Annotated in this window: 21 protein-coding genes; 5 read left to right on the forward strand and 16 right to left on the reverse strand. The window is 69.6% G+C overall.

The annotated features are described in order from the left end of the window. Positions 1–7: 7 nt before the first annotated feature. Positions 8–1,552 carry a D-alanyl-D-alanine carboxypeptidase family protein gene (locus tag DXT68_RS15205; protein WP_052677644.1) on the forward strand — a complete coding sequence of 515 codons (1,545 nt, stop codon included), beginning with the start codon at positions 8–10 and terminating at the stop codon, positions 1,550–1,552. Between the two features lie 92 nt (positions 1,553–1,644). Here DXT68_RS15205 and DXT68_RS15210 read toward each other — a convergent pair whose 3' ends face one another. From DXT68_RS15210 to DXT68_RS15220, 3 genes are all read right to left on the reverse strand, one after another. Then, a complete protein-coding gene (locus DXT68_RS15210; RefSeq protein ID WP_045253321.1) occupies positions 1,645–3,918 on the reverse strand; it encodes an ABC transporter ATP-binding protein in 2,274 nt (757 codons plus the stop codon). After that, a complete protein-coding gene (locus tag DXT68_RS15215; RefSeq protein WP_045253320.1) occupies positions 3,915–5,642 on the reverse strand; it encodes an ABC transporter ATP-binding protein in 1,728 nt (575 codons plus the stop codon). The genes DXT68_RS15210 and DXT68_RS15215 overlap by 4 nt, the downstream gene beginning before the upstream one ends. 167 nt (positions 5,643–5,809) lie before the next feature. After that, a complete protein-coding gene (locus DXT68_RS15220; protein WP_045253319.1) occupies positions 5,810–6,871 on the reverse strand; it encodes an enoyl-CoA hydratase/isomerase family protein in 1,062 nt (353 codons plus the stop codon). A gap of 121 nt (positions 6,872–6,992) precedes the next feature. Here DXT68_RS15220 and DXT68_RS15225 point away from each other — a divergent pair, with 121 nt between their 5' ends. Then, positions 6,993–8,606, forward strand: coding sequence for an ATP-binding cassette domain-containing protein (locus DXT68_RS15225; protein ID WP_082068851.1), 1,614 nt, complete (start codon positions 6,993–6,995; stop codon positions 8,604–8,606). Between the two features lie 81 nt (positions 8,607–8,687). Here the strand turns inward: DXT68_RS15225 and DXT68_RS15230 are convergent, their stop codons facing one another. Next, positions 8,688–9,137 (reverse strand): hypothetical protein, encoded by a 450-nt coding sequence (locus DXT68_RS15230; protein ID WP_045253318.1) that lies wholly within the window; start codon positions 9,135–9,137, stop codon positions 8,688–8,690. 147 nt (positions 9,138–9,284) lie between these two features. On the opposite strand from DXT68_RS15230, the gene DXT68_RS15235 reads away from it, so the two are divergent. Then, positions 9,285–10,559, forward strand: a complete 1,275-nt coding sequence (locus DXT68_RS15235; RefSeq protein ID WP_052677643.1) for an HNH endonuclease signature motif containing protein — start codon at positions 9,285–9,287, stop codon at positions 10,557–10,559. Between the two features lie 151 nt (positions 10,560–10,710). Here DXT68_RS15235 and DXT68_RS15240 read toward each other — a convergent pair whose 3' ends face one another. From DXT68_RS15240 to hemE, 11 genes are all read right to left on the reverse strand, one after another. Next, the gene (locus DXT68_RS15240) at positions 10,711–12,048 is read right to left on the reverse strand and encodes a glutamate-1-semialdehyde 2,1-aminomutase (protein WP_045253347.1); all 1,338 of its coding nucleotides are present in this window, start codon (positions 12,046–12,048) and stop codon (positions 10,711–10,713) included. 262 nt (positions 12,049–12,310) lie between these two features. Beyond that, positions 12,311–13,288: a porphobilinogen synthase gene (gene hemB / locus DXT68_RS15245; RefSeq protein WP_045253317.1), complete on the reverse strand. Its 978-nt coding sequence runs from the start codon at positions 13,286–13,288 to the stop codon at positions 12,311–12,313. After that, on the reverse strand, positions 13,285–14,076 hold the full coding sequence (locus DXT68_RS15250) for a uroporphyrinogen-III synthase (protein ID WP_045253316.1): 792 nt from the start codon (positions 14,074–14,076) through the stop codon (positions 13,285–13,287). Before DXT68_RS15250 ends, hemB begins: the two co-directional genes overlap by 4 nt. Beyond that, positions 14,073–15,089, reverse strand: coding sequence for a hydroxymethylbilane synthase (gene hemC, locus DXT68_RS15255; RefSeq protein WP_045253315.1), 1,017 nt, complete (start codon positions 15,087–15,089; stop codon positions 14,073–14,075). The genes DXT68_RS15250 and hemC overlap by 4 nt, the downstream gene beginning before the upstream one ends. Before the next feature lie 7 nt (positions 15,090–15,096). Next, positions 15,097–15,774 (reverse strand): hydrogen peroxide-dependent heme synthase, encoded by a 678-nt coding sequence (hemQ, locus tag DXT68_RS15260; RefSeq protein WP_045253314.1) that lies wholly within the window; start codon positions 15,772–15,774, stop codon positions 15,097–15,099. 91 nt (positions 15,775–15,865) lie between these two features. Then, positions 15,866–16,147: a hypothetical protein gene (locus tag DXT68_RS15265; protein ID WP_174233217.1), complete on the reverse strand. Its 282-nt coding sequence runs from the start codon at positions 16,145–16,147 to the stop codon at positions 15,866–15,868. Then, the gene (locus DXT68_RS15270) at positions 16,134–16,541 is read right to left on the reverse strand and encodes a phage holin family protein (protein ID WP_045253313.1); all 408 of its coding nucleotides are present in this window, start codon (positions 16,539–16,541) and stop codon (positions 16,134–16,136) included. Before DXT68_RS15270 ends, DXT68_RS15265 begins: the two co-directional genes overlap by 14 nt. A gap of 1 nt (position 16,542) precedes the next feature. Beyond that, positions 16,543–16,950: a hypothetical protein gene (locus DXT68_RS15275; RefSeq protein ID WP_045253312.1), complete on the reverse strand. Its 408-nt coding sequence runs from the start codon at positions 16,948–16,950 to the stop codon at positions 16,543–16,545. A gap of 203 nt (positions 16,951–17,153) precedes the next feature. Then, positions 17,154–18,779 carry a protoporphyrinogen/coproporphyrinogen oxidase gene (locus tag DXT68_RS15280; protein WP_052677642.1) on the reverse strand — a complete coding sequence of 542 codons (1,626 nt, stop codon included), beginning with the start codon at positions 18,777–18,779 and terminating at the stop codon, positions 17,154–17,156. 77 nt (positions 18,780–18,856) lie between these two features. Further along, complete coding sequence (locus DXT68_RS15285; protein ID WP_045253311.1) at positions 18,857–19,195, reverse strand: metalloregulator ArsR/SmtB family transcription factor; 339 nt, start codon at positions 19,193–19,195, stop codon at positions 18,857–18,859. 69 nt (positions 19,196–19,264) lie between these two features. After that, positions 19,265–20,287 carry a uroporphyrinogen decarboxylase gene (hemE, locus tag DXT68_RS15290; RefSeq protein ID WP_045253310.1) on the reverse strand — a complete coding sequence of 341 codons (1,023 nt, stop codon included), beginning with the start codon at positions 20,285–20,287 and terminating at the stop codon, positions 19,265–19,267. 61 nt (positions 20,288–20,348) lie between these two features. Between hemE and DXT68_RS15295 the strand changes: the two genes are divergently transcribed. Both DXT68_RS15295 and DXT68_RS15300 read left to right on the forward strand, forming a co-directional pair. Beyond that, positions 20,349–21,674, forward strand: coding sequence for a glutamyl-tRNA reductase (locus tag DXT68_RS15295; RefSeq protein ID WP_045253309.1), 1,326 nt, complete (start codon positions 20,349–20,351; stop codon positions 21,672–21,674). Between the two features lie 34 nt (positions 21,675–21,708). Then, positions 21,709–22,278, forward strand: a complete 570-nt coding sequence (locus DXT68_RS15300) for an HhH-GPD-type base excision DNA repair protein (protein ID WP_045253308.1) — start codon at positions 21,709–21,711, stop codon at positions 22,276–22,278. 99 nt (positions 22,279–22,377) lie between these two features. Here DXT68_RS15300 and DXT68_RS15305 read toward each other — a convergent pair whose 3' ends face one another. After that, positions 22,378–23,763, reverse strand: a complete 1,386-nt coding sequence (locus DXT68_RS15305; RefSeq protein WP_045253307.1) for a glycine--tRNA ligase — start codon at positions 23,761–23,763, stop codon at positions 22,378–22,380. Positions 23,764–23,784 lie beyond the last annotated feature (21 nt).

Below are 23,784 nucleotides of genomic sequence, written 5' to 3' on the forward strand. Positions count from 1 at the left end.
TGAGGAGGTGACCGCTCCCGACTCCGCCGAGGCCACTCCGTCCGATGTCTCGGGCGCCGATGCCCCCGACGCCGATGCCTCCGGTGCTGTCGCACCCGGCGCTGCTGCCTCCGGTACTGCTGCATCCGGTACTGCCGAGATCGTCGATGCCGCGACGCTCCATGCCGCGAGTGCGGATGCCGAGCCGCAGTGGGCGGATCCGGGCAGTGGCGGCACTCCCCTCACGTGGGTCGACCCGCTCGATGTGGCCGAGCACACGTCTGCGGGCTCCCTCGACACCGCACCGCATCCGACGCGCGAGGCCGCTCTGCTGGGCGACGCGAGCCTGCGGCCGGCGATCGCCCGTCCGGGGCTGCTGGTTCCGGCCGGCATCCTCGTCGCACTGGTCGGCGCGTATGCCGGCACCACCATGCTGTGGCCGCTGCACGAGGTGGCGCCGACCGTGCAGGCCGTGGAGATCGCCCCGGTCTCCGCCGCCGCAGCGGCGTTGACGTGGCCGGGGCAGGGAAGCGCGGCCGCCGGCATCGCGGGGATCGGCACGGCGTCGTCGTCGGTCGACCAGGCCGCGATCGCCAGCGTCACGAAAGTCGTCTCGAGCCTGATGGTGCTCGACCGCATGCCGCTCGCGGTCGGCGAGCAGGGCCCGGAGTTCGGCTTCACGCGAGCCGACAACCTGGCCTACTGGGACTACCGCCGCTCCGACCAGTCTGCGCTGGACGTGCCGGTGGGCGGCACGCTCACCGAACTGCAGATGCTGCAGGGCACTCTGCTCGGGTCCGCGAACAACTACATCGATCGTCTCTCCCGCGAGATCTGGGGGTCGGAGTCGGCATTCACCGCGGCCGCCGCGGAATGGTTGAGCGATCGCGGCCTCGACGGCATCACGATCGTCACGCCGTCGGGGTTCGACGCCCGCAACACGGCCACCCCGCAAGCACTGGTGGCGCTCGCCGAGCTCGCGATGCGGAACCCGGTGTTCGCGGGGATCGTGGGCACGCCGTCGGTCGATCTGCCCGGAGCCGGGACCGTCGTCAACACCAACGGCATGCTCGCCGATCCGGGAGTGGTCGGCGTGAAGACCGGCACGCTCGACGAGAGCTGGAATCTGCTGACGGCGAAGGACATCACCGTCGACGACACCACGGTGCACCTGTATGCCGCTGTGCTCGGCCAGACGGACGATGCGCAGCGCCTGGCCGAGACGCGCTCGCTGTTCTCGCAGATCGAGACCGCTCTGACAGGTCAGGCGGCCGCTGTCCCGAAGGGCACGGTCGTGGGCACCGTCACGACCCGATGGGGCACGACCACGGATGTGGTGACGGATGCCGACGCCGAGCTCGTGCTGTGGAACGGCACGACCGGGCAGACGACGACGACATTCAGCCTCGGTGAGAATCGGGAGTCGGGTGAGGCGATCGGCACCGCGACGAGCGTCGGACCGCTGAACACCGTGACCACCTCGGTCTCCCTCGTCGACGACGTCGAGGGGCCGAGTCCCTGGTGGCGCCTGACACACCCTCTCGAGCTCTTCGGTCTCACCGACGACCGCTGACCCCGGCAGCGGGCACCGCGCACGGCGAGCGCCGAGCGCGAGACGACGAACGCCCCACCCGGATGATCGGGTGGGGCGTTCGTCGTCTGCGGTCAGTGCGCGGTCTCTCCCGCGTCCGGACGTTCGACGATCGCCTGGGCCGCGGCGGCCTCGGCGGTCGGCGCCTGCGCCCCGACCGACGCACCGATCTGCGCGGCGCTCGCTGTGCCGTCGGCATCGCCGCTCACGACCACCGGGGTCGACCCGGTGAGCGCGTCTTCGGCATCGATGTCGGTCGCGGCCTGCTCGAACTGCGACTGGTACAGACGCCAGTACGCGCCCTGTGCCGTGATGAGCTCGTCGTGGGTGCCCTTCTCGACGATGTCTCCGTGTTCCATGACCAGGATGAGATCGGCATCACGGATCGTCGACAGGCGGTGCGCGATCACGAACGACGTGCGACCCTGTCGCAGCGCGGCCATCGCATTCTGCAGCAGCAGCTCGGTGCGGGTGTCGACCGCCGATGTCGCCTCGTCGAGGATGAGGATCGACGGCTGGGCGACGAACGCTCGCGCGATCGTGATGAGCTGCCGTTCTCCTGCCGAGACGTTGGAGGCGTCTTCATCGAGCACGGTGTCGTAGCCCTCGGGGAGGGCGTGCACGAAGCGGTCGACGTACGTCGCCTTCGCGGCCTCGAGCACGTCCGCGTCGGTCGCGGTCGATCTCCCGTACCGGATGTTCTCGCGGATGGAGCCGGCGAACAGCCACGGATCCTGCAGCACCATGCCCGTGCGCGAGCGCAACTGGTCCCGCGTGATCTCGGAGATGTCCTGGCCGTCGAGGAGGATGCGTCCACCGTCGAGCTCGTAGAACCGCATGATCAGATTGACCAGCGTCGTCTTTCCCGCTCCGGTCGGTCCGACGATCGCCACGGTCTGGCCGGGCTCGACGCGGAACGACAGGTCGGTGATCAGCGGGCGATCGGGCGTGTACGAGAACGCGACGTTCTCGAACTCGACGACGCCCTCGCCGTCGGCGAGCATCGGCGCATCGGGCTCGTCGGCCTCCTGCTCGTCGGTGTCGAGAAGCTCGAACACGCGCTCCGCCGATGCGGTTCCCGACTGCACGACCGCAGCCATGCCGCCCAGCTCCGACAGCGGCTGCGTGAACTGCTGCGAGTACTGGATGAACGCCTGCACGTCGCCGAGACGCAGCTGGCCGCTCGCGACCATGAGACCGCCGAGCACGGCGATGCCGACGTAGGTGAGACTGCCGACGAAGGTCATCGCCGGCATGATGATGCCCGAGAGGAACTGCGCCTTGAAGCTGGCCTGGAACAGCTCCTCGTTCTCGTCCTTGAACTTGTCGAGGGCGTCTTTCTCACGACCGAACACCTTGACGAGCGCGTGCCCTGAGAACGCCTCCTCGACGCGGGCGTTCAGACGACCCACCTTGCGCCACTGCGTTCCGAAGGCCTTCTGCGACCGCGGACCGATGACGCCGAAGATCACACCCATGAGCGGCAGCGCGACGAGCGCGACGAGGGCGAGCTGCCAGGAGATCGAGAACATCAGCACCAGCACGCCCACCACCGTGAGCACGGCGGTGATCGCGCCCGACAGCGACTGCTGCATGGTCTGGGTGATGTTGTCGATGTCGTTGGTGACGCGGGAGATCAGGTCACCGCGCTGCACCTTGTCGAAGTACGACAGAGGCAGACGGTTGATCTTCGCCTCGACCGACTCGCGCAGACGCCACATGGTGCGCACCATGATCACGTTGATGACGTAGCCCTGGATCCAGCTGAGGAAGGCCGCGACGATGTAGATCGCGAGCACGGCGATGATGACCCACCGCAGCGCCTCGAAGTCCACCCCGGCGCCGACCCGGAAGTCACCGAGGGCCGAGATCTGGTTCGCGTAGTCGTCCTGCCCGCCCTGACGAAGGGCTTCGACCACGTCGTCCTTCGCGGTGCCGGCGGGGAAGCCGGGGAAATCCCCGTTCGCCTGCCCGAGCTGCACCGAGATGAAGCCCTTGTAGATGAGGTTGGTCGCCTCGCCGAGCACCTTGGGGGCGGCGACCGTGAGCACGACCCCGACGGCGCCGGCGATCGACACGAGGATGAACCACACGGCCGACGGCTTGAGCAGTCCGATCATCCGGCTGAAGCTCTTGCCGAAGTTGTCGGCCTTGCCCGGTGCGACGCTGTCCCACCCGCCGCCGTTCTGGCGTGCCTTCTCGGCGAGTTCGGCCTCGTACTTCTCTTCTTCGGTGAGCTCCGACTCGGCCGTCTGCGCGCCGGTCGTCTGTGCACCGGTCGTCTGTGCACCGGTCGTCTGCGCGGCCGCGCGACCGCGGCGGGTCTTCGGCGTGTTCTGGTCGCTCATGCGTCCACCCCCAGCTGCGACTCGACGATCTCCCGATAGGTCGTGCTCGTCTCCAGCAGTTCCGCGTGCGTGCCCACGCCGACCATGGTGCCCCCCTCGAGCACGACGATGCGATCCGCATCCGTGATGGAGGACACTCGCTGCGCGACCACGATCTTGGTCACATGCGGAAGCTCGCGCCACAGCGCCTGCCGGAGGCGGGCGTCAGTGGTGAGGTCGAGAGCGGAGAACGAATCGTCGAAGACGAGGATCTGCGGCTGACGGACGATCGCCCTGGCGATCGCGAGACGCTGTCGTTGACCGCCCGACACGTTCGTACCGCCCTGGGTGATGCGGGACTCCAGTCCCTGAGGCATCTCCTCGACGAAGTCACGCCCCTGCGCGATCTCCAGCGCGTGCCAGAGTTCCTCGTCCGTCGCGTCCTCGCGTCCGTAACGCAGGTTCGATGCGACGGTGCCGGTGAAGAGGAACGGGCGCTGCGGCACCAGGCCGATCGTCGCCCACAGCGACTCCACATCGGCTTCGCGCACGTCGGCGCCCCCCACGAAGACCGCGCCGCCCGAGGCGTCGAACAGGCGCGGGATCAGCGACACGAGCGTGGTCTTGCCCGCACCCGTCGATCCGACGATCGCCACGGTCTCACCGGGCTCAGCGCCGAAGCTGATGCCCGTGAGCACCGGAGAATCGGCCCCCGGATAGGTGAACTCGACGCCGTCGAAGGCGACGGATCCGGGCGTCGGGAAGTCGGTGACGCCGTTCGTCGGGCGCTCCATGCTCGACTCGGTGTCGAGGACCTCGCCGATGCGCTCGGCCGAGACGGCCGCGCGGGGGATCATGATCGCCATGAAGCTGGCCATGATCACACCGCCCATGATCTGACCGATGTACTGCATGAAGGCGAAGATCGTTCCCACCTGCACGGTGCCGCTGTTGACCTCGATCCCTCCGAACCAGACGACGGCGACCACGGTGACGTTGAGGATGAGCATGAACAGCGGGAACAGGAGCACGAAGAGCGAGCCGACCTTGCGGCCGACGACCATGATGTCGGTGTTCGCACCGCGGAAGCGCTCCTCTTCGATGCGCTCTCGCACGAAGGCGCGCACCACTCGGACGCCGGTCAGCTGCTCGCGCATGACGCGGTTCACCGTGTCGAGCCTGCCCTGGTAGCTGCGGAAGAGCGGCACCATCCGGCTGACGACGAGCCCCGCGACGATCAGCAGCAGCGGAACCGAGACGGCGATCAGCCAGCTGAGGCCGATGTTCGTCTGCACCGCGAAGATGATGCCGCCGATCGCGAGGAGCGGCGCGGTGACGAGCATCGTCGCACCCATCATCGCGAGCATCTGCACCTGCTGCACGTCGTTGGTGTTGCGGGTGATGAGCGACCCTGCGCCGAACTGCGAGACCTCGCGCTCGGAGAACCCGCTCACCTTTCCGAAGACGTCGGCGCGGATGTCGCGGCCGGCGCTCATCGAGGCGCGTGCGGCGAAGTACGTGGCGATGACCGACGCGGTGATCTGCCCGAGCGACACGGCGAGCATGAACAGCCCGGTGCGCCAGATGTACTCGGTGTCGGACTGTGCGACGCCCTTGTTGATGATGTCTTCGTTCAGACGAGGCAGGTAGAGAGTCGCGATCGCGCTGGCGAACTGGAAGACCAGCACGGCCGCGAGCAACCACTTATAGCGGGACAGATATCGGACGAGGATTTTTCCCAGCACAGGCGGACTTTCTAGGAAGGATGAGGTCGCTGATCTCTCGACGGGCGGACGCGGGCCGAGATCGCGCACAAGCTAGAGTGCCACGAACCGCGGACATTCGTATCCCCCTGCTGGTGGACCTTCGCTCACAGCGAACCGACGCCACCCGCTCAGGTGGCGTCGGGCCCTCAGAAAAGCCCCGGCTCGGGCGTGAACTCGCGGGCGCCGGCACCGGCATCCGCCGGCAGGTCGGCGATGGATGCCGGGTCCCACCGCGGGTTGCGATCCTTGTCGATCAGCTGCGCGCGGATCCCCTCGACGAGGTCGGGGTGGCGCGTGACGAACCACATCACACGGCGGTACTCGCCCTCGAGCGCTGCGCGCAGGCCCGGGAGCTCCCGCGCCTCGCGCACGGCGTCGAGAGTCACCGCCAGCCCGGTCGGCGCCAGGGCTTCGAGCACCTCGGCGGCTGCGGCGGCCTCGGGAGCGTCGTGGGCGTGGAGGCGCTCGAGGATCCCCGCGACCGTGTCGGCGGAGAACGCCTCATCGATCCATCCGCGGGATTCCGGTAGGGCGGAGGGCTCGGGGGTCTCGTCGAACAGCAGCACGATCTCGGCGGGACCGGTGGGGTCCGCGCGGTACGCGAGCGCCTCGCGCAGGGCATCCAGCCGGTCGGAGGGCACGAAGTGGTCGGCGAATCCGAGCAGCACCGCGTCGGCGCCGCTCATGGTGCCGCCGGTGAGTCCGAAGTACTCCCCGAACCGCCCCGGCGCGCGCCCGAGCAGCCATGTCCCCCCGACATCCGGGGTGAACCCGATGCGGGTCTCCGGCATCGCGAGCTTCGAGCGTTCCGTGACGATGCGGATCGACGCGTGTCCCGAGAGCCCGACGCCGCCGCCCATCGTGATGCCGTCGGCGATCGACACGATCGGCTTCGGGTACTCGGCGATCATGGCGTTGAGCGCGTATTCCGCGCGGAAGAACTCCGCAGCCTCGTCCGCGTGACCCGCCACGATCTGCGCGTGCAGCCCCCTCACGTCGCCACCGGCGCACATCCCGCGCTCGCCCGCCCCGTCGATGACGACGATCTGCACGTCGGTGTCGTCCCGCCACGCCTCGAGGGCTCCGGCCAGCAGCCGGACCATGCCGAAATCGAGCGCGTTGATGGCCTCGGGCCTGTTGAGAGTGAGCCTGCCGAGGGCGCCGTCGGTGCGGACGAGGACCCGGGGGACGTCGAGGGTATCGGTCACGGGTGCCAGGCTACCCCGTACATTCGGCCTTGCCACGGCGGCCGTTCGTGGGGTAAATACGCGATCCGGCGGCTTTTCCGGCAGGATAGACAGAACTGCCCACTGCAACGAGAGGTCGCAGATGCCCGACGGACAGGTGCTGGAGTTCACGCACGTGACCAAGCGCTTCAATGACGTGACGGCGGTGTCCGACTTCTCAGCGCGAGTCGAACCCGGCGTCGTCACCGCTTTCCTCGGCCCGAACGGAGCCGGAAAGACCACGACGCTGCGCATCCTCCTCGGTCAGGTGCGCGCCACCAGCGGAACCGCGACGATCGGCGGTGTCGCATTCCCCGACCTGCGCCACCCGCTGCGCACCATCGGATCGGTCCTCGAGGAGACGGCCTACCGCCCCCGCCGTTCGGCCGCGCGCCAGCTCACCATCGCGGCCAAGGCGAACGGCATCCCGCTCTCCCGCGTCGACGAGGTGCTCTCGCTGGTCGGCCTCGAGCAGGAGGCCGAAGGCCGCATCGGCAGCTTCTCGCTCGGCATGCGCCAGCGCCTGAGCGTCGCGCACGCCCTGCTGGGCGACCCGGGCGCCCTCGTCTTCGACGAGCCGGCGAACGGCCTCGACCCCGAAGGCATCCGCTGGATCCGCCTCCTGATGCGCCGGCTGGCCGACGAAGGTCGCACGGTGCTCGTCTCCTCGCACGTCCTGAGCGAGGTCGAACAGGTCGCCGACAACGTGCTCGTGCTCTCGAAGGGCCAGCTTATGCTCTCGAGCGGCATCGAGACGCTCGCCGATCCGTCGGCCGGATCCGTGGTCGTCGACGCCGCCGATCGCGCCGCGCTCACCGCCGCGCTCTCGGCCGGCGGGCTCGAGGTCGAGGTGCTCCGCTCCGGGCTCACGGTGCGCGGAAGCGATGCCGGCACCGTCGGTGCGATCGCGGCATCGGCCGGGATCGCGCTCAGCACGCTCGTGCAGCGTGGACCCACCCTCGAAGACGTCTTCATCGATCTCGTGCGCGGCGGCCGGTTCGACCCGCGCACCGACGCGGCGCCCGCGGCGATCGAGGCGCCTGCCGCCGTCGAGGCGCCTGAGGCTGTCGCGACACCTGTTGTCGAGACGGATGCGGTCGAGGCGGATGCGGTCGAGGCTGATGCGGTCGGGGCTGATGCGGTCGAGACGGCTGACGACGAGACCGACGTCGCGGGCGCAGCGTCCGCCGAGGAGTCGGCGCCTGCCGAGCCCGAGGCGCCTGCCGAGGAGTCGTCAGCCGAGGAGGAGGACGCACCCGCCGAGTCCGCCGAGGATGCGGCGTCAACCGGATCCGAGGCACCTGCCGAGTCCGCCACCGCACCGTCTTTCGATGAGATCCTGTTCGGCACGACGCCGGCGACTACTGCAGACGACGAGGCGGAGGACGACGACCCGCGGTCCGCAGCCGTCAGCTCCATGCTCGCCCAGGCGGCTCGGGCCTATTACGAGGACGAGCCGAAGGAGTACCCGCTCGAGAACGCATCGAGTGAGGACAGCGTCGTCGAGAGCATCGACGAGACTGCGTCCGAGGGTGCTGCGCCCGAGGGTGCTGCCGACGAGGGTGCTGCCGACGACCACGAGCACGCCGAGGACCACCACTCGGAGCACCAGAACGATGCTGCCCAGAACGAGGCGGACCAGAACGATGCTGCCCAGAACGAGGCGGACCAGAGCGACGACTCGGAGCAGGACGACTCCGAGCCTCATCGTTACTGAGACCTGACGAGAACGCCCTCCACGCCGCACGGCGATGGAGGGCGTTCCTCGTTCATGAGGGAGTCTCGGCGCTCCCCGGCCTCACGCCGGACGCGGGCGGATCACCGGACGTCGGCTGCCCTTCGACACGGGGACCGGTGAGGTGGCGACGATCTCCTCGACATCTGCGGGCTCGTCCGTCACGTCGAGCCTGAGTGCCTGAGTCAGTGCGAGGCCGTGGCTCGTCGTGAGGATCAGCCGCCGATACTGCTCATCGCCGACGAGGTCGACGACCACGCTGGGTCGGCGTCTGCGGATCAGCACGAAGTCGGTGCTGCCGGCGGCCTTCCACGTTCCGGCGGCGAGGATGCCGGGAATGTGCGTCCCGGGATTGGGCACTCCCCGAAGCCACGTCCACGCGTCGTCGATCAGCTGCACCTTGGCGATGGTCTCCCGCTCGATGCGGAGATTGTCGCGGTGAAAGCTCGCAGCCCGCTCGATCGGCGAGAGCACGACCTCGAGTCGCGTCTGATCAAGCAGCAACGTCACCATGAGTCCAGTCTGCCAGCGGCACCCGCCCAGATGTCTGTGTCTTGCTCACAGGAAGGCAACGATCCCTTGTCGGTTCCCACGTGTTCACGTCTTTCTCCCATTCCGATGTTCCGCTCGACCTTCGAACAAATGTACTAGAATCGGAGTATGACCTCGACCACCGACCTCAGCATCGAGCAGCGCCGTGCACTGCTCGATGCCTGGGTCGAGAAGCGACGTCAGATCGCCCGACTGGAGGCGGAGGCGTCCGACATCCTCGCCGAGCGGATGCGGCTCTGCACGGCCGAGTCCGACGAGCACCCCTACCACCGCGACGCGATCCATCGATCGATGGTCGCGGAGTACGCGGCCGCCGGGCGGATGAGTCAGGGCAGCGTCGAGTATGCGCTCACCGACGCGGGGTTCCTCGCCGACGGCCACCATCCGCGCGTGCAGGAGGCGTTCCGAGCCGGAGCGATCTCGGCCGCGCATGTCCGCGAGATCGTGCGGGCGGCCGGAGTGGTCCGAGAGGCAGTGAACAACAGACGGACCGACCCCGATGTGCTGCCCTTCTACGACAGCGCGGCCGTCATCGTCGCAGAGCATGAGACACCGGCCCGCACCCGCGCGCAGATGCGTGAACTCGCCGCTGCGCTCGCCGACTCGACGACGGTTGAACGTCATGAACGAGCCGCATCCGAGAGGACCGTCACCGTGCGTTCTGCTGACGATGGCCTCTCTGTGATGACCGTCGTCCTTCCGGAGTATCTCGCCACAGCGATCCACGACCGTCTCACCCGGTTGGCGCGAGTGGTGATCGCCGGGCGGAGCGGCGCGGAACCGCGCTTCGAGACGACGGACTCCCGCACCATCGACCAGGTGCGCACCGATCTCCTCATCGACCTGCTTCTGGCCTCCGACCCGAGCGCGGCGAACGGCTCGGGTCTCGACAGCATCCAGGCTCGGATCCAGGTGACCGTCGCGGCGACGACGCTCGCCGGGATCGATGACCGTCCTGCCCACCTCGACGGACACGGACCGCTGCACCCCGACGTGGCTCGCGACCTCGCAGGACGCAACGGCGGGTGGTCGCGTCTGTTCCTCGATCCGTCCGGACTCGTCGCGGAGACGGACGCCTATACGCCGACCGAGTCGATGCGGCGATTCCTGCGAGCCAGAGACCAGCACTGCCGATTCCCCGGATGCAGAATGCCGGTGCACCGATGCCAGATCGACCACACGTTCGATCATGCGAAGGGCGGCAGGACCGAGATCCACAATCTGGGTCATCTCTGCGCGACCCACCACGTACTCAAGCATCCCGACGTCGGCGATGACCATCGGTGGACCGCCCACCAGCTCCCGGACGGAACCATCGACTGGCGCAGTCCACTCGGACGCACCTACCGTGATAGTCCGCCGCGCCGGGTCATGTTCGTATGACGACCCGAGACGGCCGCATGCCGGTCAGTGCGAAGACGGTCGCATGCCGGTCAGTGCGAAGACGGTCGCGTGCCGGTCAGTGCGAAGACGGTCGCGTGCCGGTCAGTGCGAAGACGGTCGCGTGCTGGTCAGTGCGAAGACGGTCGCGTGCTCACGCCGTCGCTGCGGGCGCAGCGACGGCGGCAGCGGCGCGAGCGGCGATCGGCAGCGCCGCTTCGATCCTCTGCAGCTCCTCTTCGCGGTGTGCGGCGGTGAGGAACCATGCTTCGAACACACTCGGCGGCAGGGCGACGCCCTGCTCGCGCATCGCGTGGAAGAACGGTGCGTAGCGGTACGACTCCTGTGCCAGTGCGTCCACGTACGTGCGGGGCGCCGACGCGCGGAACGACGCGCTGAACAGGCTGCCGGCGTGAGCGACGGCGTGGGTCACGCCGGCATCCGTGAGCGCGGCATCGAGCGCCGCCGAGACCCGGGCGGCCGCCGCATCGACCGTGGCGTAGACCTCGGGGGTCGCGAGCCTCAGCGTCGCGAGACCCGCGGCGACCGAGAGCGGGTTACCCGAGAGGGTGCCCGCCTGATACACAGGGCCGAGGGGCGCCAGCATGTCCATGACGTCCGCGCGTCCGCCGAGAGCAGCCAGGGGCATCCCCCCGCCGACGACCTTGCCGAAGGTGATGATGTCGGGCAGGTACTGCTCCCCCGCTGCCGCCTGCAGACCCCAGAATCCCGCCGGGTGCACGCGGAAGCCGGTCAGCACCTCGTCGAGGATCAGCAGCGCGCCGTGCGCGTGCGCGGTATCGGCCAGCAGCCGGTTGAAGCCGGGCGCGGGCGGCACGACGCCCATGTTGGCCGCAGCCGCCTCGACGATCACCGCGGCGATGCGATCGCCGTGCTCGGCGAACACCGCCTCCAGCGCGCCGGGGTCGTTGTAGTCGATCACGAGCGTCTGCGCGGCGATCGGGGCGGGGACACCCGCCGAACCGGGCAGGGCGAGCGTGGCGACACCCGAACCCGCCGCGGCGAGCAGCCCGTCGGAGTGCCCGTGGTAGTGGCCGGCGAACTTCACCAGCAGGTCGCGTCCCGTCGCACCGCGGGCGAGACGGATCGCCGTCATCGTGGCCTCCGTGCCGGTCGAGACCAGACGCACGCGCTCGACGGGCCGGGCCTCCCCCACACGCACGCGGTCGGCGATCACGGACGCGAGTTCGACCTCGCCCTCGGTCGGAGCACCGAAGGACAGACCGCGGGTCGCTGCCTCCTGCACCGCAGCGACGACCTCGGGCTGCGTGTGGCCGAGCAGCGCAGGACCCCACGACGCGACCAGGTCGACGTAGTCGTTGCCCGCGGCATCGGTGACCGTCGCACCCGACGCCGACGCGAGGAAGCGCGGCGTTCCACCGACCGAACCGTACGCGCGCACCGGCGAGTTCACGCCACCGGGGATCACCGCACGGGCAGCGGAGAACAGGTCGTCATTGCGGTCGGTCATGCGGTCGGTCACAGCACACTCCTCAGCGGCGCGCGGAGGTCTCCCGGCGCCCCCTCAAGGCTAGCCCGAAGAGCTGGGCACCGGACTCAGACCAGAGACAGGACTCAGGACTCAGAACCGAGACAAGACTCAGACCCGAGACAGAGCGCAGACCCAAGACAGGACTCAGGACTCAGACCAGAGACAGGACTCAGACCCGCAGACCTGGGCTGGGCTGGGCGGGGCAGACCTGGGCTGGGTGTCCGGACCGGGCCGGCTCAGGTCAACCGCGCAGCCAGCGAGCGGCCTCGGTGGCCCAGTAGGTCAGCACGACATCGGCGCCTGCGCGGCGGATCGAGAGCAGCGATTCGAGGATCGACGCACGGCGGTTGATCCAGCCGTTCGCGGAAGCCGCCTCGATCATCGCGTACTCGCCGGACACCTGATACGCCCACACCGGGATGTGGACGGTGTCACGCACCTCGCGCAGCACGTCGAGGAAGGCCATAGCCGGCTTCACCATGACGATGTCGGCACCCTCCTGCTCGTCGACGACGGCTTCCCGCACGCCCTCGCGGCGGTTGCCCGGGTCGAGCTGGTAGGTGCGGCGATCCCCCGTGAGCTGGGAGTCCACGGCCTCGCGGAACGGTCCGTAGAAGGCGCTCGCGTACTTCGCGGCATACGCGAGCAGCAGGGTGTCGGTGAATCCCTCGGAATCGAGCGCCTCGCGGATGACCGCGACCTGGCCGTCCATCATCCCCGACAGCCCCAGCAGCTGGGATCCGGCCCGCACCTGGGAGAGCGCCATCGATGCATAGCGCTCGAGCGTCGCGTCGTTGTCGACCGAGCCGTCTGCCGCGAGCACACCGCAATGCCCGTGATCGGTGAACTCGTCGAGGCAGAGATCGGTCTGCACGACGAGGGCGTCGCCGACCTCGGCGGCGAGCGCCTCGGTCGCCACATTCAGAATGCCCTGAGGGTCATCGGCGCCCGAACCCCGTGCATCGCGCACAGCCGGGACACCGAAGAGCATCACACCGCCCACACCCGCCTCGGCGGCCTCGGCGGCAGCGGCCCGCAGCGAGTCGAGCGAGTGCTGGGCCACGCCCGGCATCGATCCGATCGGCACGGCCTCCGTCAGACCCTCGCGGACGAAGAGCGGCAGCACCAGCTGCCGGGGTTCCAGCGAGGTCTCCCGCACGAGCCCGCGCACCGCGGGCGACTGGCGCAGCCGGCGCAGCCGGACATCCGGGAAGCTCACGGCGCGAGCTCGTCGGCCGCGTGCGGAAGGGTGAAGCTCGACACCGCGTCGATCAGCGCGTCGACGGTCTGCGTGTCGGCGACGACCGAGATCGGGAGGCCCGCCTTGTCGGCATCCTTGGCCGTCCGCGGTCCGATGGCTGCCAGCAGAGTCTCGTCGGGGATCTCGGGGAACTGCTCGCGCACCTGCGCCGCGACCGACCCACTCGTGATCAGGATCGCGTTGATACGGCCGTTCTCGACGTCGCGCTTGATGCGGTCGGTCACCGGAACGCCGACCGTGCGGTACGCCACCACACTGTCGACGTCGTGTCCGGCCTCCTGCAGCAGCACGCTGAGCACGGGCTTCGCGATCTCGCTGCGCAGGGCGAGGATGCGGCGCGGCTCCGTCTCGAGCGCGATCAGCTGCTCCGCCATACCCTCGGCAGAGTTGTCCTGCGCGGGAACCAGCGCGACCTCATACCCGACCGCCTGCAGCGCCGCCGCGGTGGTCTCGCCGACCGCGGCGATCCGCGTGGTGCGCGGCACCACCGCCCGGTGCGCGAACATGACGTCGACGGTCGTCGCACTCGTGACCGTCAGCCAGTCATACGATCCGGCGGCGAGCTGCTCGAGGGCGACGTCCAGCGCCGCCTGGTCTGTCGTCGGCGCGAAGTTGATGAGCGGCGCGACGACAGGAACGGCGCCCTGCGCGCGCAGGCTCGCGGCGACGCTGTCGCCCCACGGGCCCCCACGGGGTACGAGGATGCGCCAGCCGTCCAACGGTCGGTCCTGCTTCGTATTGGTCATGATGAAGGATGCTCTCGGGAGACGAGGTCGGCCGCCCCTTGATCGAGCAGCCGATGGGCGACAGACAACCCGATCGCGCGTGCCGCGTGCATCGGGGGTGCACCATCGGCAGCATCCGCTCCGTTGCCGCTGCCGTTCCGACGAATATACTCCCCGTTCAGGGGTTCGGTGACGTCGAGCCCGATCCGACGGCCCCCGTCGGAGGCGTAGACGACCGCCCGCACGCGGATATCCCCTCCCTCGACGACCGCATGAGCGGCCATCGGAGCCTGGCACCCGGCGTCCAGCCCCTCGAGCACGGCGCGCTCCGCGGTCACGGCCACACGGGTGTCGTGATCGTCGAGCGCGGCGAGCGCGGCGAGAAGGTCGGCCGGAGCGTCGGTGCGGGTCTCCACTGCGAGCGAGCCCTGCCCGGGCGCGGTCGGCCACTCGGCGAGGCCGAGCTCCTCACGCCGCAGCGGCGAATCGGAGCCCAGCCGCGAGAGGCCTGCGGCAGCGAGGATCACGGCCTCGAGCTCCCCCGACGCGACCCGCTGCAGACGCGAGTCGACGTTGCCGCGGATGTCGACCACCTCGGCATGCGGAGCCCGGCGATGCACCTGCGCCATGCGACGCGGCGACCCCGTGCCCACCCTGCTGCCCGCACGCAGCGCGTGCAGCGGCGTGCCGCCTCGGGTGATCGCCACGTCGCGGGCATCCTCACGACGGGGCGTCGCCGCGATCACGAGACCGTCCGGGATCGCGGTCGGCAGATCCTTCAGCGAGTGCACGAGAAAGTCGCACTCCCCCGCGAACAGAGCCTCGCGCAGACGGGTGGCGAAGATGCCCTGTCCGCCGATCTCCGACAGCGATGCGCGGTTGGTATCGCCCTCGCTGGTGATCGGCACGAGCTCGACCGCATGCCCGGTGATCTTCTCGAGAGCCGCGGCGACGTGACCGGACTGGGCCTGCGCGAGCGCGCTGCGTCGAGTCCCCAGCCTGATCGGGGCGGTCCTGGTGCGAAGAGTGCTCATGGTCGGCTTACTGCAGCACGTCGGCGATCTCGTCGAACCGAAGGCGACGCCCCGTGTAGAAGGGGATCTCCTCCTTCACGTACAGACGGGCGTCCGTGTAACGGAGGTCGCGCATGAGGTCGACCAGCTCGGTGACCTCGTCGGCCTCGAGCGGGAGGATCCACTCGTAGTCGCCGAGCGCGAAGGCCGCGACCGTGTTCGCGATGACCCCGGTGAACGCGGCGCCCTTGCGACCGTGGTCGGCGAGCATCTTGCGACGCTCCTCCTCGGGTGCGAGGTACCACTCCGGGGTGCGGACGAACGGGTACAGGCACAGCCAGTCCTTGGGCTCCACACCACGGAGGAAACCGGGAACGTGCGCGCGGTTGAACTCCGCGTCACGATGCACGCCCATCACGTTCCAGACGGGAAGAAGGGTGCGCAGCAGCTCGGTGCGACGCAGACGACGCAGGGCCTTCTGCAGTCCTTCGGCCGTGTCGCCGTGCAGCCAGACCAGCAGATCCGCGTCGGCCTTCAGGCCGGAGACGTCGTAGAAACCGCGGACCGTGACGCCCGAGTCCTCGACGTACGACACGATCGTCTCGAGCTCGGTGGAGTCGGATTCGGTGACCGGAACATCGGGGTTTCGTCGCCAGACCGCCCAGAGGGTGAAGCCGGACGGGTTCTCTTCGCGTTCATCGGACATGGCTCCAGTCTGCCCCCTTCGTGAAGAGCTCGCGAACGCGAGTCGGATTGCTGATGCGCCTCGGTCGGACTTTCGGTCGGCGGACGTTCGGTCAGCGGGCGAGAGCCCGGGCGATCGCCCAGACGGCGCCGCCGACGACCACCGCGACACCGACCGCGCCGGCGATGGCGGCACTCGGGTTGCGGTCGGCGAACACCCGCGCCTCGGCGACGGCGCGCTTCGACGCCTTGTCGATGCGGCGAGGGAAGTTGCCCTTGATCTCGATCGCCGCGAGAGCGGCCTTCAGCTCGGCGCGCGCCGATTCGACGGGGTCGACGATCCCTGCGGGGACCGCGGTCTTCGGCAGCGATCGCGTGATCTCAGAGTTCGTCACGGCCGGCCTCCTTCACGAGTCGGACGTCCTCGCCCACCGCCTGGACGGGGTTCTTGCGTGCGAGCACCTTGCGGAACTTCAGGATGCCGAGCAGTGCGAACAGCAGCACGGCGAGAATCAGGATGCCGAGCACGGCGAGCGCCGACAGCCAGACCGGCCACCACGACGACAGCCCGGCGATCGCGAAGACCAGGATCACGGGCACGGCCCAGAACAGGAAGAACAGCGCGACGAGGAACCAGACGGATCCGATGCCCGCATCCTTCGCGACGCGCGAGACCCACGCCTTGGCCGCGTTGATCTCGGCCTTGACGAGGCTCGTGATGAGCTCCGGGAGGTCGCCGATCAGCGACAGCAGGCTGTCCTCTGCGCGATCACGGTATCCGCGGGGCATCTCAGCTCCCGGACTTCGCGGCGGTGGACCGCGACGACGCCGGCTTCTTCGCGGCGGGCTTCTTCGCGGCGTCCTTCGCCTCATCGACGGCGTCTTCCGCCACATCCACGATGTCGTCTGCCGCCTTCTTGCCCGCGGCGACGGCGGAGTCGAGCCGCTGTCCGGCGGTCTTGTCCTTCCCGCCGACGGATCCCGCCACCTTCTGCAGGCCGTTCCAGATCGCACCGGGCAGCGCGGCGGCCTTGTCGCCGACGTACCCCTTGACCTTGTCGACCTGCTCCTGCACGGGGTCGAGGTTCCAGACCTTGAGCCACTGCGTCTTGATCTGCTCGTAGCGCTCGCGGCCTGCGCGCGTTCCGAGGACGTATCCCGCTCCGAGCCCTACGACGAGTCCGATCTTCCCCTTCATGGGGTCTCCTCACGTTGTTCCGGTAGAACGCCCTGGGGCGAACTGACGGCCCGGTGCCGCCTGGCAGGAGTCCAGCGTAGCCCCGTATGCCGAATTCGGCATCTACCGGGGCAGAGGGTTGACAGCAGGCCGGATCTCCGTTTGGGATCGCGGATCGTCATCGCGCCCCACCCGCCGGGTCCGCACCGCTCGAGTCACCGCCGTCAGTCCCACAGCAGCGACCGGCGCAGCCGATCCGCCTCCTCCTGCGCATCGGGGATCACCTGTGCGAGACCCGTGCCCGCGAGCCACGCCCCCACGGCCGCGATGCCGGGCACCGACTGGATCGCGTGGCGTGCGGCCTCGCGCCGGGCCCCGGAGCCGATGATCGATGCGGGCTGGGACTGCACGTAACGCGCGCGATGCGCGTCGACGAGATCGCCCTCCGCCAGCGGGACCCCGAGCAGAGCGGACGCCTCGCGCAGGGCGACGCGTGCAGCGGCGTCGTCGTCGAGCCCGGCCGTCGCGGCCGGCTCGCCCTGCGCACCGAATGAGACGCGCACGAGGTGACGGTCGCCGGCGGCCTCGCGGACCCAGTCCCACTTCGCGCTCGAATGGGTGAGCGCCTTGGCGGTGTGGCTCCCCGGGACCGTCAGCACGCCGGTACCGCGGGGAGCGCCGGAGAGCGCCCGGGCGGCGAGCAGCAGTGTGACGATCTCGATCTCGGGGGCATCGGCCGCCGTCGTCAGGGAGAGCTCCGGTGCGGCTTCCGCGAGAAGACGTCGCGCAGCATGCTCCGACGTGGCCAGCACGACCCCGTCGGCCGAGAGGTCGAGCTGCGCGGTCGCCTCCTCGGCGAATCCTGCGCTCGCATCGGCATCCGCGGCGTCGACCTCCGTGGCGTCGACATCCTTGACGCCGACATCCGCGACGTCGGCGCTCACGACCCAGCCGTCCCCCGACGACGCGATCCGCGTCACGCGAGCCCGGGTGCGCACGACGCCGCCGAGCTTCTCGATGTCGGCGACGAGCGCCTCGACGAGCACCATCATCCCGCCCTGCAGTCCTTCGACGGCGGCGCCGGGCGCCTGGGCCGCACGCGGAGCCTGGGCCGCGCGGGCAGCGTTCTGCTCACGGAGCGCCTGGACGGCCCCCGACAGCGAGCCGACGCTCGTGAGCGCCGCATTGAGTCCGGGGGCGGCGATGTCGACGTCGACATCGTCGGGTGACGCGGAGTAGACGCCGGTGGTGACCGGGGCGACGAGGCGATCGCGCACCTTCGCCCCCATGCGCGACGAGACGAGCCTGCCCAGGCTCTGATTGTGGCCGATCGTCAGCGGGGGGCGGATCCGGTCGAGGTAGGCCCGCCATGCTCCCGACCATCCGATGACGCGGCGGACGTCTTCCTGGAACGGGTTGCCGGGGATGCCGAGGATCCCGCCGACCGGAAGCGGGGCGGCGCCGACTCCGGGGATGCCGGCCAGCCAGGCTCCTCCTGCCGCCGGGGCGACGATGCGATCGGAGAGGTCGAGTTCCGCGAGCAGCGCGCGGACCCGCCCACCCCTGGTCGCATAGCTCTCGGCACCGGCATCGACCACGACCCCGTCGAGCTCCGCACGCCGGATCGCGCCGCCGACGGCATCGGAGGACTCCAGCAGCGTCACGTGCATGCCGACCTTGACGCATTCGCGCGCCGCGATCAGTCCGCCGACGCCCCCGCCGACCACGACGATGTGCCGCGTCGCCGCGCGGGCGGCGAGGTCGACGGGCTCGGGGCGGGACGACTCATTGCTTTTCGCGGGGTTCGCCGGGTTCGAGGGCTTCGCCGGGTTCGAGGGCTTCGAGGTCATGGATCAATCCTTCCATCCGCCGCGCGACGTCGATCCGATGCGCGAAGTGCTGTCGGTCTCGAGGAGGAAGAACCCGATCACGCCTCGGCGGGCGCGGGCGCGCTGCTCCCGGTGCCGCGCTTGCGCACCTCCCGGAGCACGATCTGCTCCGGGCAGACCGTCGAGAGAAAGTCGCCGACGGACAGCGCGAGGCGCTCCCCCACGAGCGAGTACAGGATGCGGTTCGCATCGCGCCGCTCGGTGACGAGCCCCGCCTGGCGCAGCACACCCAGATGTCGCGAGATCGTGGGTCCGCTCGACGGGAACCGGGCGGCGATCTCACCCGCCGCGAGCTCACCCGCCTTCAGATCCTGCAGGATCTGCCGTCGCGTCGGATGCGCCAACGCCGAGAAGATGTCCGACGCGTCATCTGCCATGTTCGCAATCTAGCACTCAGGCTATATTGCAAGGGCCCGGATGCGGTCAGAGCGTCCGAGGGGCCGGGATCAGATCGAGTGCACGAGCTCGACGATGCGCGTGAGCTGGTCGGGGTCGGTCTCGGGCGGAACGCCGTGCCCGAGGTTCACGATGTGACCGCGCGCCGCACGACCCCGCTCGACCACGTCGCGCACGTGCGCCTCCAGCACCGGCCACGGCGCCGCGAGCAGAGCGGGGTCGATGTTGCCCTGCACCGTGACGTCCGGTCCGAGGATCCCGGCCGCCTCGTCGAGCGGAAGCCGCCAGTCGACTCCCACGGCATCGGCGATACCGTCGAGGCGCATGTCGTGCAGGAAGGGCCCCGTGCCCACACCGAAGTGGATGCTCGGAACGCCGATGGCGTCCAGCGCCACACGCGAATGGGGAGCGACGAAGCTCCGGTAGTCGGAGGTGCTCAGCGACCCCGCCCACGAATCGAACAGCTGCACGACGGAGGCTCCGGCGTCGCGCTGGATCTCGAGGAAACGACGCGAGACGAGGGCGAGCCAGCCCGCGAGCCGGTTCCAGGAGTCGGGGTCGGCGTGCATCATCGCCCGCGCGCGCAGGTGCTCCTTCGAGGGGCCGCCTTCGACGAGATAGGCGGCGAGCGTGAACGGCGCTCCCGCGAAGCCGATGAGCGGGGTGTCGCCGAGCTCGGCGGTGACGATGCCCACGGCCTCGGCGATGGCCGTGCCGTCGAGCGAGAGCGGATCGATCGCGGTGAGGCGATCGACGTCCGCGGCCGAGCGCACGGGGTTCGCGAACACCGGTCCGCGGCCGGGCTCGATCTCGACATCGACCCCGGCGAGACGCAGCGGGATCACGATGTCGCTGAAGAACACCGCGGCGTCGACGCCGTGGCGGCGCACCGGCTGCAGCGTGATCTCGGCCGCGAGGTCGGGGGTGAGGCAGGCGTCCAGCATCCGGGTGCCGACGCGCAGTTCGCGGTACTCGGGCAGCGATCGTCCGGCCTGTCGCATGAACCAGACGGGGGCGTGCTCGGGGCGGGGGCCGGTGAGGGCGCGCAGCAGCGGAGCGTCGGAGAGAGCCATGCATCCATCCTCCCACCCGCATCCGGGCCGACGTGCCCTGCGGCTCAGGTAGAATCGATGTGTGCTGCTGGTTGTCACGGCGAGTCACAAGACCGCCTCCTTCGAATTGCTCGAACGACTGAGCCGCACCCCCGAAGACGTCGCCTCCACCGTGGTGGACATGGCGTCCTGCGTGCAGGGTGCGGTCGTTCTGGCTACCTGCAACCGCTTCGAGGCCTACGTCGAGATGGACGAGCCGGTCACCGCAGCGGGTGCGATCGGTGTCGAGGCCGTGCTGGAGGCCGTCGAATCGTCGACCGGCATCCGCGCCGAGGAACTCGAGGGCGCCTACGAGGTGCACGCGGGTCGTCGCGTGGCCGAGCACCTCTTCTCGGTCGCCTCCGGCCTCGAATCCGTCGTATCCGGCGAGGGCGAGATCGCCGGCCAGGTGCGCCGCGCACTCAAGTCCGCCCGCAAGGAGGGCACCACCTCCCCCGAACTTGAGCGCCTATTCCAGCGGGCGAGCCAGGCCCAGCGCAAGGTCAAGAACGTCACGGCACTCGGCCGCGCCGGCCGTTCGCTCGTGCGCCTCGCCCTCGAGCTCGCCGACAGCCGCGTCGTCGACTGGTCGACCGAGCGGGTGCTGCTCGTGGGCACCGGCGCCTACGCCGCGGTCACCCTTGCGACGCTGCGCGAGCGGGGCGCCGTCAACATCTCGGTGTACTCCCCGTCGGGGCGCGCCGAGAGGTTCGCGGCGAAGCACGGCATCCGCCCCGTCGCCGAGGCGGACTACGCGCGGGTCGCCTCTCGCTCGAGCCTGCTGATCACCTGCACGGCTGCGACCGCACCCGTGCTCACCCCGGAGCACCTTCAGGCCCCCACCGGCATCGCGGTCGAAGGATGCCCCGTCGCGTCGCACAGCCAGCTCGTCGTCGACCTCGGCATGCCGCGCAACGTCGACCCCGCCGTCGCCGCCCTCGAGGGCGTGGCTCTGCTCGACCTCGAGACCATCAGCCTGCACGCGCCGCTCGAAGAGCTGCAGGCGACCGACGCGGCCCGCTCGGTCGTGCGCGAGGCCGCAGACACGTTCCACGTCGTCGGCAGCCGACAGAGCGTCACCCCCTCGGTGGTGGCGCTGCGGTCGCACATGTTCGGCCTTCTCGAGGCCGAGATCGCACGGGCCCGCGCCCGGGGAGACGAAGACGGACGTGTGGAGCAGGCGCTCCGGCACCTGACCGGCGTTCTGCTGCACACCCCGACGACGCGGGCGCACGAGCTGGCCGCCACCGGCCGTGCGGACGAGTTCGCGGCGGCACTGTCGACCCTGTACGGGATCGACCAGGCCGGGATCGACCAGCACGGGATCGACCGGGCCTCCGCCCTGTCGGACGACGCCGCAACCGCCTGACCCGCTCGCGGGCGACCGGTGCCAGACTGGGTTCATGGCCCTGCACATCACCGGCGACTCCGACGCCGACGCCCTGCTGTCCGACAACCCGCTGGCGCTGCTCGTCGGGATGCTGCTCGACCAGCAGGTGCCGATGGAGACCGCGTTCGCCGGTCCGCTCAAGATCGAGCAGCGCACCGGGGCCGCGGATGCCGCGACGATCGCGGGAATGGATCCGGACGAGTTCCTCGACGCGTTCAAGACCACGCCCGCCGTGCACCGATTCCCGGGTTCGATGGCCGCCCGCGTGCAGGCGCTCTGTCAGGAGATCGTCGATCGGTGGGGCGGCGACGCGTCCGCGATCTGGACGGACGGCGACCCCTCGGGCGCCGAGGTGCTCGACCGACTCAAGGCCCTGCCGGGCTTCGGCGAGCAGAAGGCGAAGATCTTCGTCGCGCTGCTGGGCAAGCAGTACGGCTTCACCGGCGACGGATGGCGCACGGCCGCGGGCGACTACGGCGTCGAGGGATCGTTCCGCAGCGTCGCCGACATCGTCTCGCCCGAGTCGCTCACGAAGGTCCGCGAGCACAAGAAGGCGATGAAGGCGGCGGCGAAGACGGGATAGCGAGCCGGGCGCGCTGCTTTCAGGACCGGGCAGTCAGCACCGGGTAGTCAGGCGCACCGCAGTCAGGCACTGGCAGTCATGGCAGTCAGGCGCTGGTAGTCAGGCGCCGCGCAGGAGCCCGGCGAGGTGGTCGTGCAGGCGGTCGATGGGGATGCGTTCCTGCGCCATGCTGTCACGATCGCGCACGGTGACCTCGTGGTCGTCGAGCGAGTCGAAGTCGACCGTCACGCACAGCGGAGTCCCGATCTCATCCTGACGCCGATACCGTCGGCCGATCGCCCCCGCATCGTCGAAGTCCACGACCCAGGAGCCCCGCAGCGCATCCGCCACCTCGCGCGCCAGCGGCGACAACCGTTCGTTGCGGCTCAGCGGCAGCACCGCGACCTTGACGGGAGCGAGACGCGGGTCGAGCCGCAGCACCGTGCGCACGTCGGTGCCGCCCTTGGCGTTGGGCGCCTCCTCCTCGCGGTAGGCGTCGACGAGGAAGGCCAGCATCGACCGCGTCAACCCGAATGACGGCTCGATCACGTGCGGGGTGTACCGGTCGCCGGTCGCCTGGTCGAAGTAGGTCAGGCTCTGCCCCGACGCCTCGCTGTGACGCGCGAGGTCGTAGTCGCCGCGGTTCGCGACTCCCATGAGCTCGCCCCATTCCCTGCCCGCGAACCCGAAGCGGTACTCGACATCGACCGTGGCGGCCGAGTAGTGCGCGCGGTCTCCGTCGGGCACGTCGACCCGGCGGAGGTTGGCGGGATCGATGCCGAGATCGAGATACCAGTCCCAGCTGGCCTCCACCCAGTGCGAGAACCACGCCTGTGCGTCGGTCGGCGCCGTGAAGAACTCGACCTCCATCTGCTCGAACTCGCGGGTGCGGAAGATGAAGTTGCCGGGGGTGATCTCATTGCGGAACGCCTTGCCGACCTGCCCGATCCCGAACGGCGGCTTCTTGCGGCTGGTGGTGAGCACGTTCGAGAAGTTGACGAAGATGCCCTGCGCGGTCTCGGGACGCAGATAGTGCAGGCCCGACTCGTCGTCCACGACGCCGAGATGGGTCTTCACGAGCCCCGAGAACGATGCGGGTTCGGTGTACCGCCCCCTGGTTCCGCAGTTCGGGCACGGGGCGACCGCGAGACCTCCGTCGAGGGAGCGGTCCGCACGCCTCTCGACCTCTTCCACGACGGCATCGGCACGGAAGCGCCGATGGCAGTTCAGGCACTCCACGAGCTGGTCACTGAAGGTCGCGACGTGGCCCGAGGCCTCCCACACCCGCCGAGGCAGGATGATGCTCGAGTCGAGTCCCACCATGTCGCCACGGCCGCGGACGAACGTCTGCCACCACTGACGGCGGATGTTCTCCTTGAGCTCGGTGCCGAGATGTCCGTAGTCCCACGCCGACCGGGAGCCGCCGTAGATCTCACCGGTCTGGAAGACGAACCCGCGGTGGCGAGCAAGGGCGATGACCTTGTCGAGGCGGGACTGTTCGGCCACGGTGGCTCCAGAGGTCGCAGG

It is taken from the genome of Microbacterium foliorum, assembly GCF_003367705.1.
GTDB classification, from domain to species: Bacteria; Actinomycetota; Actinomycetes; order Actinomycetales; family Microbacteriaceae; genus Microbacterium; species Microbacterium foliorum.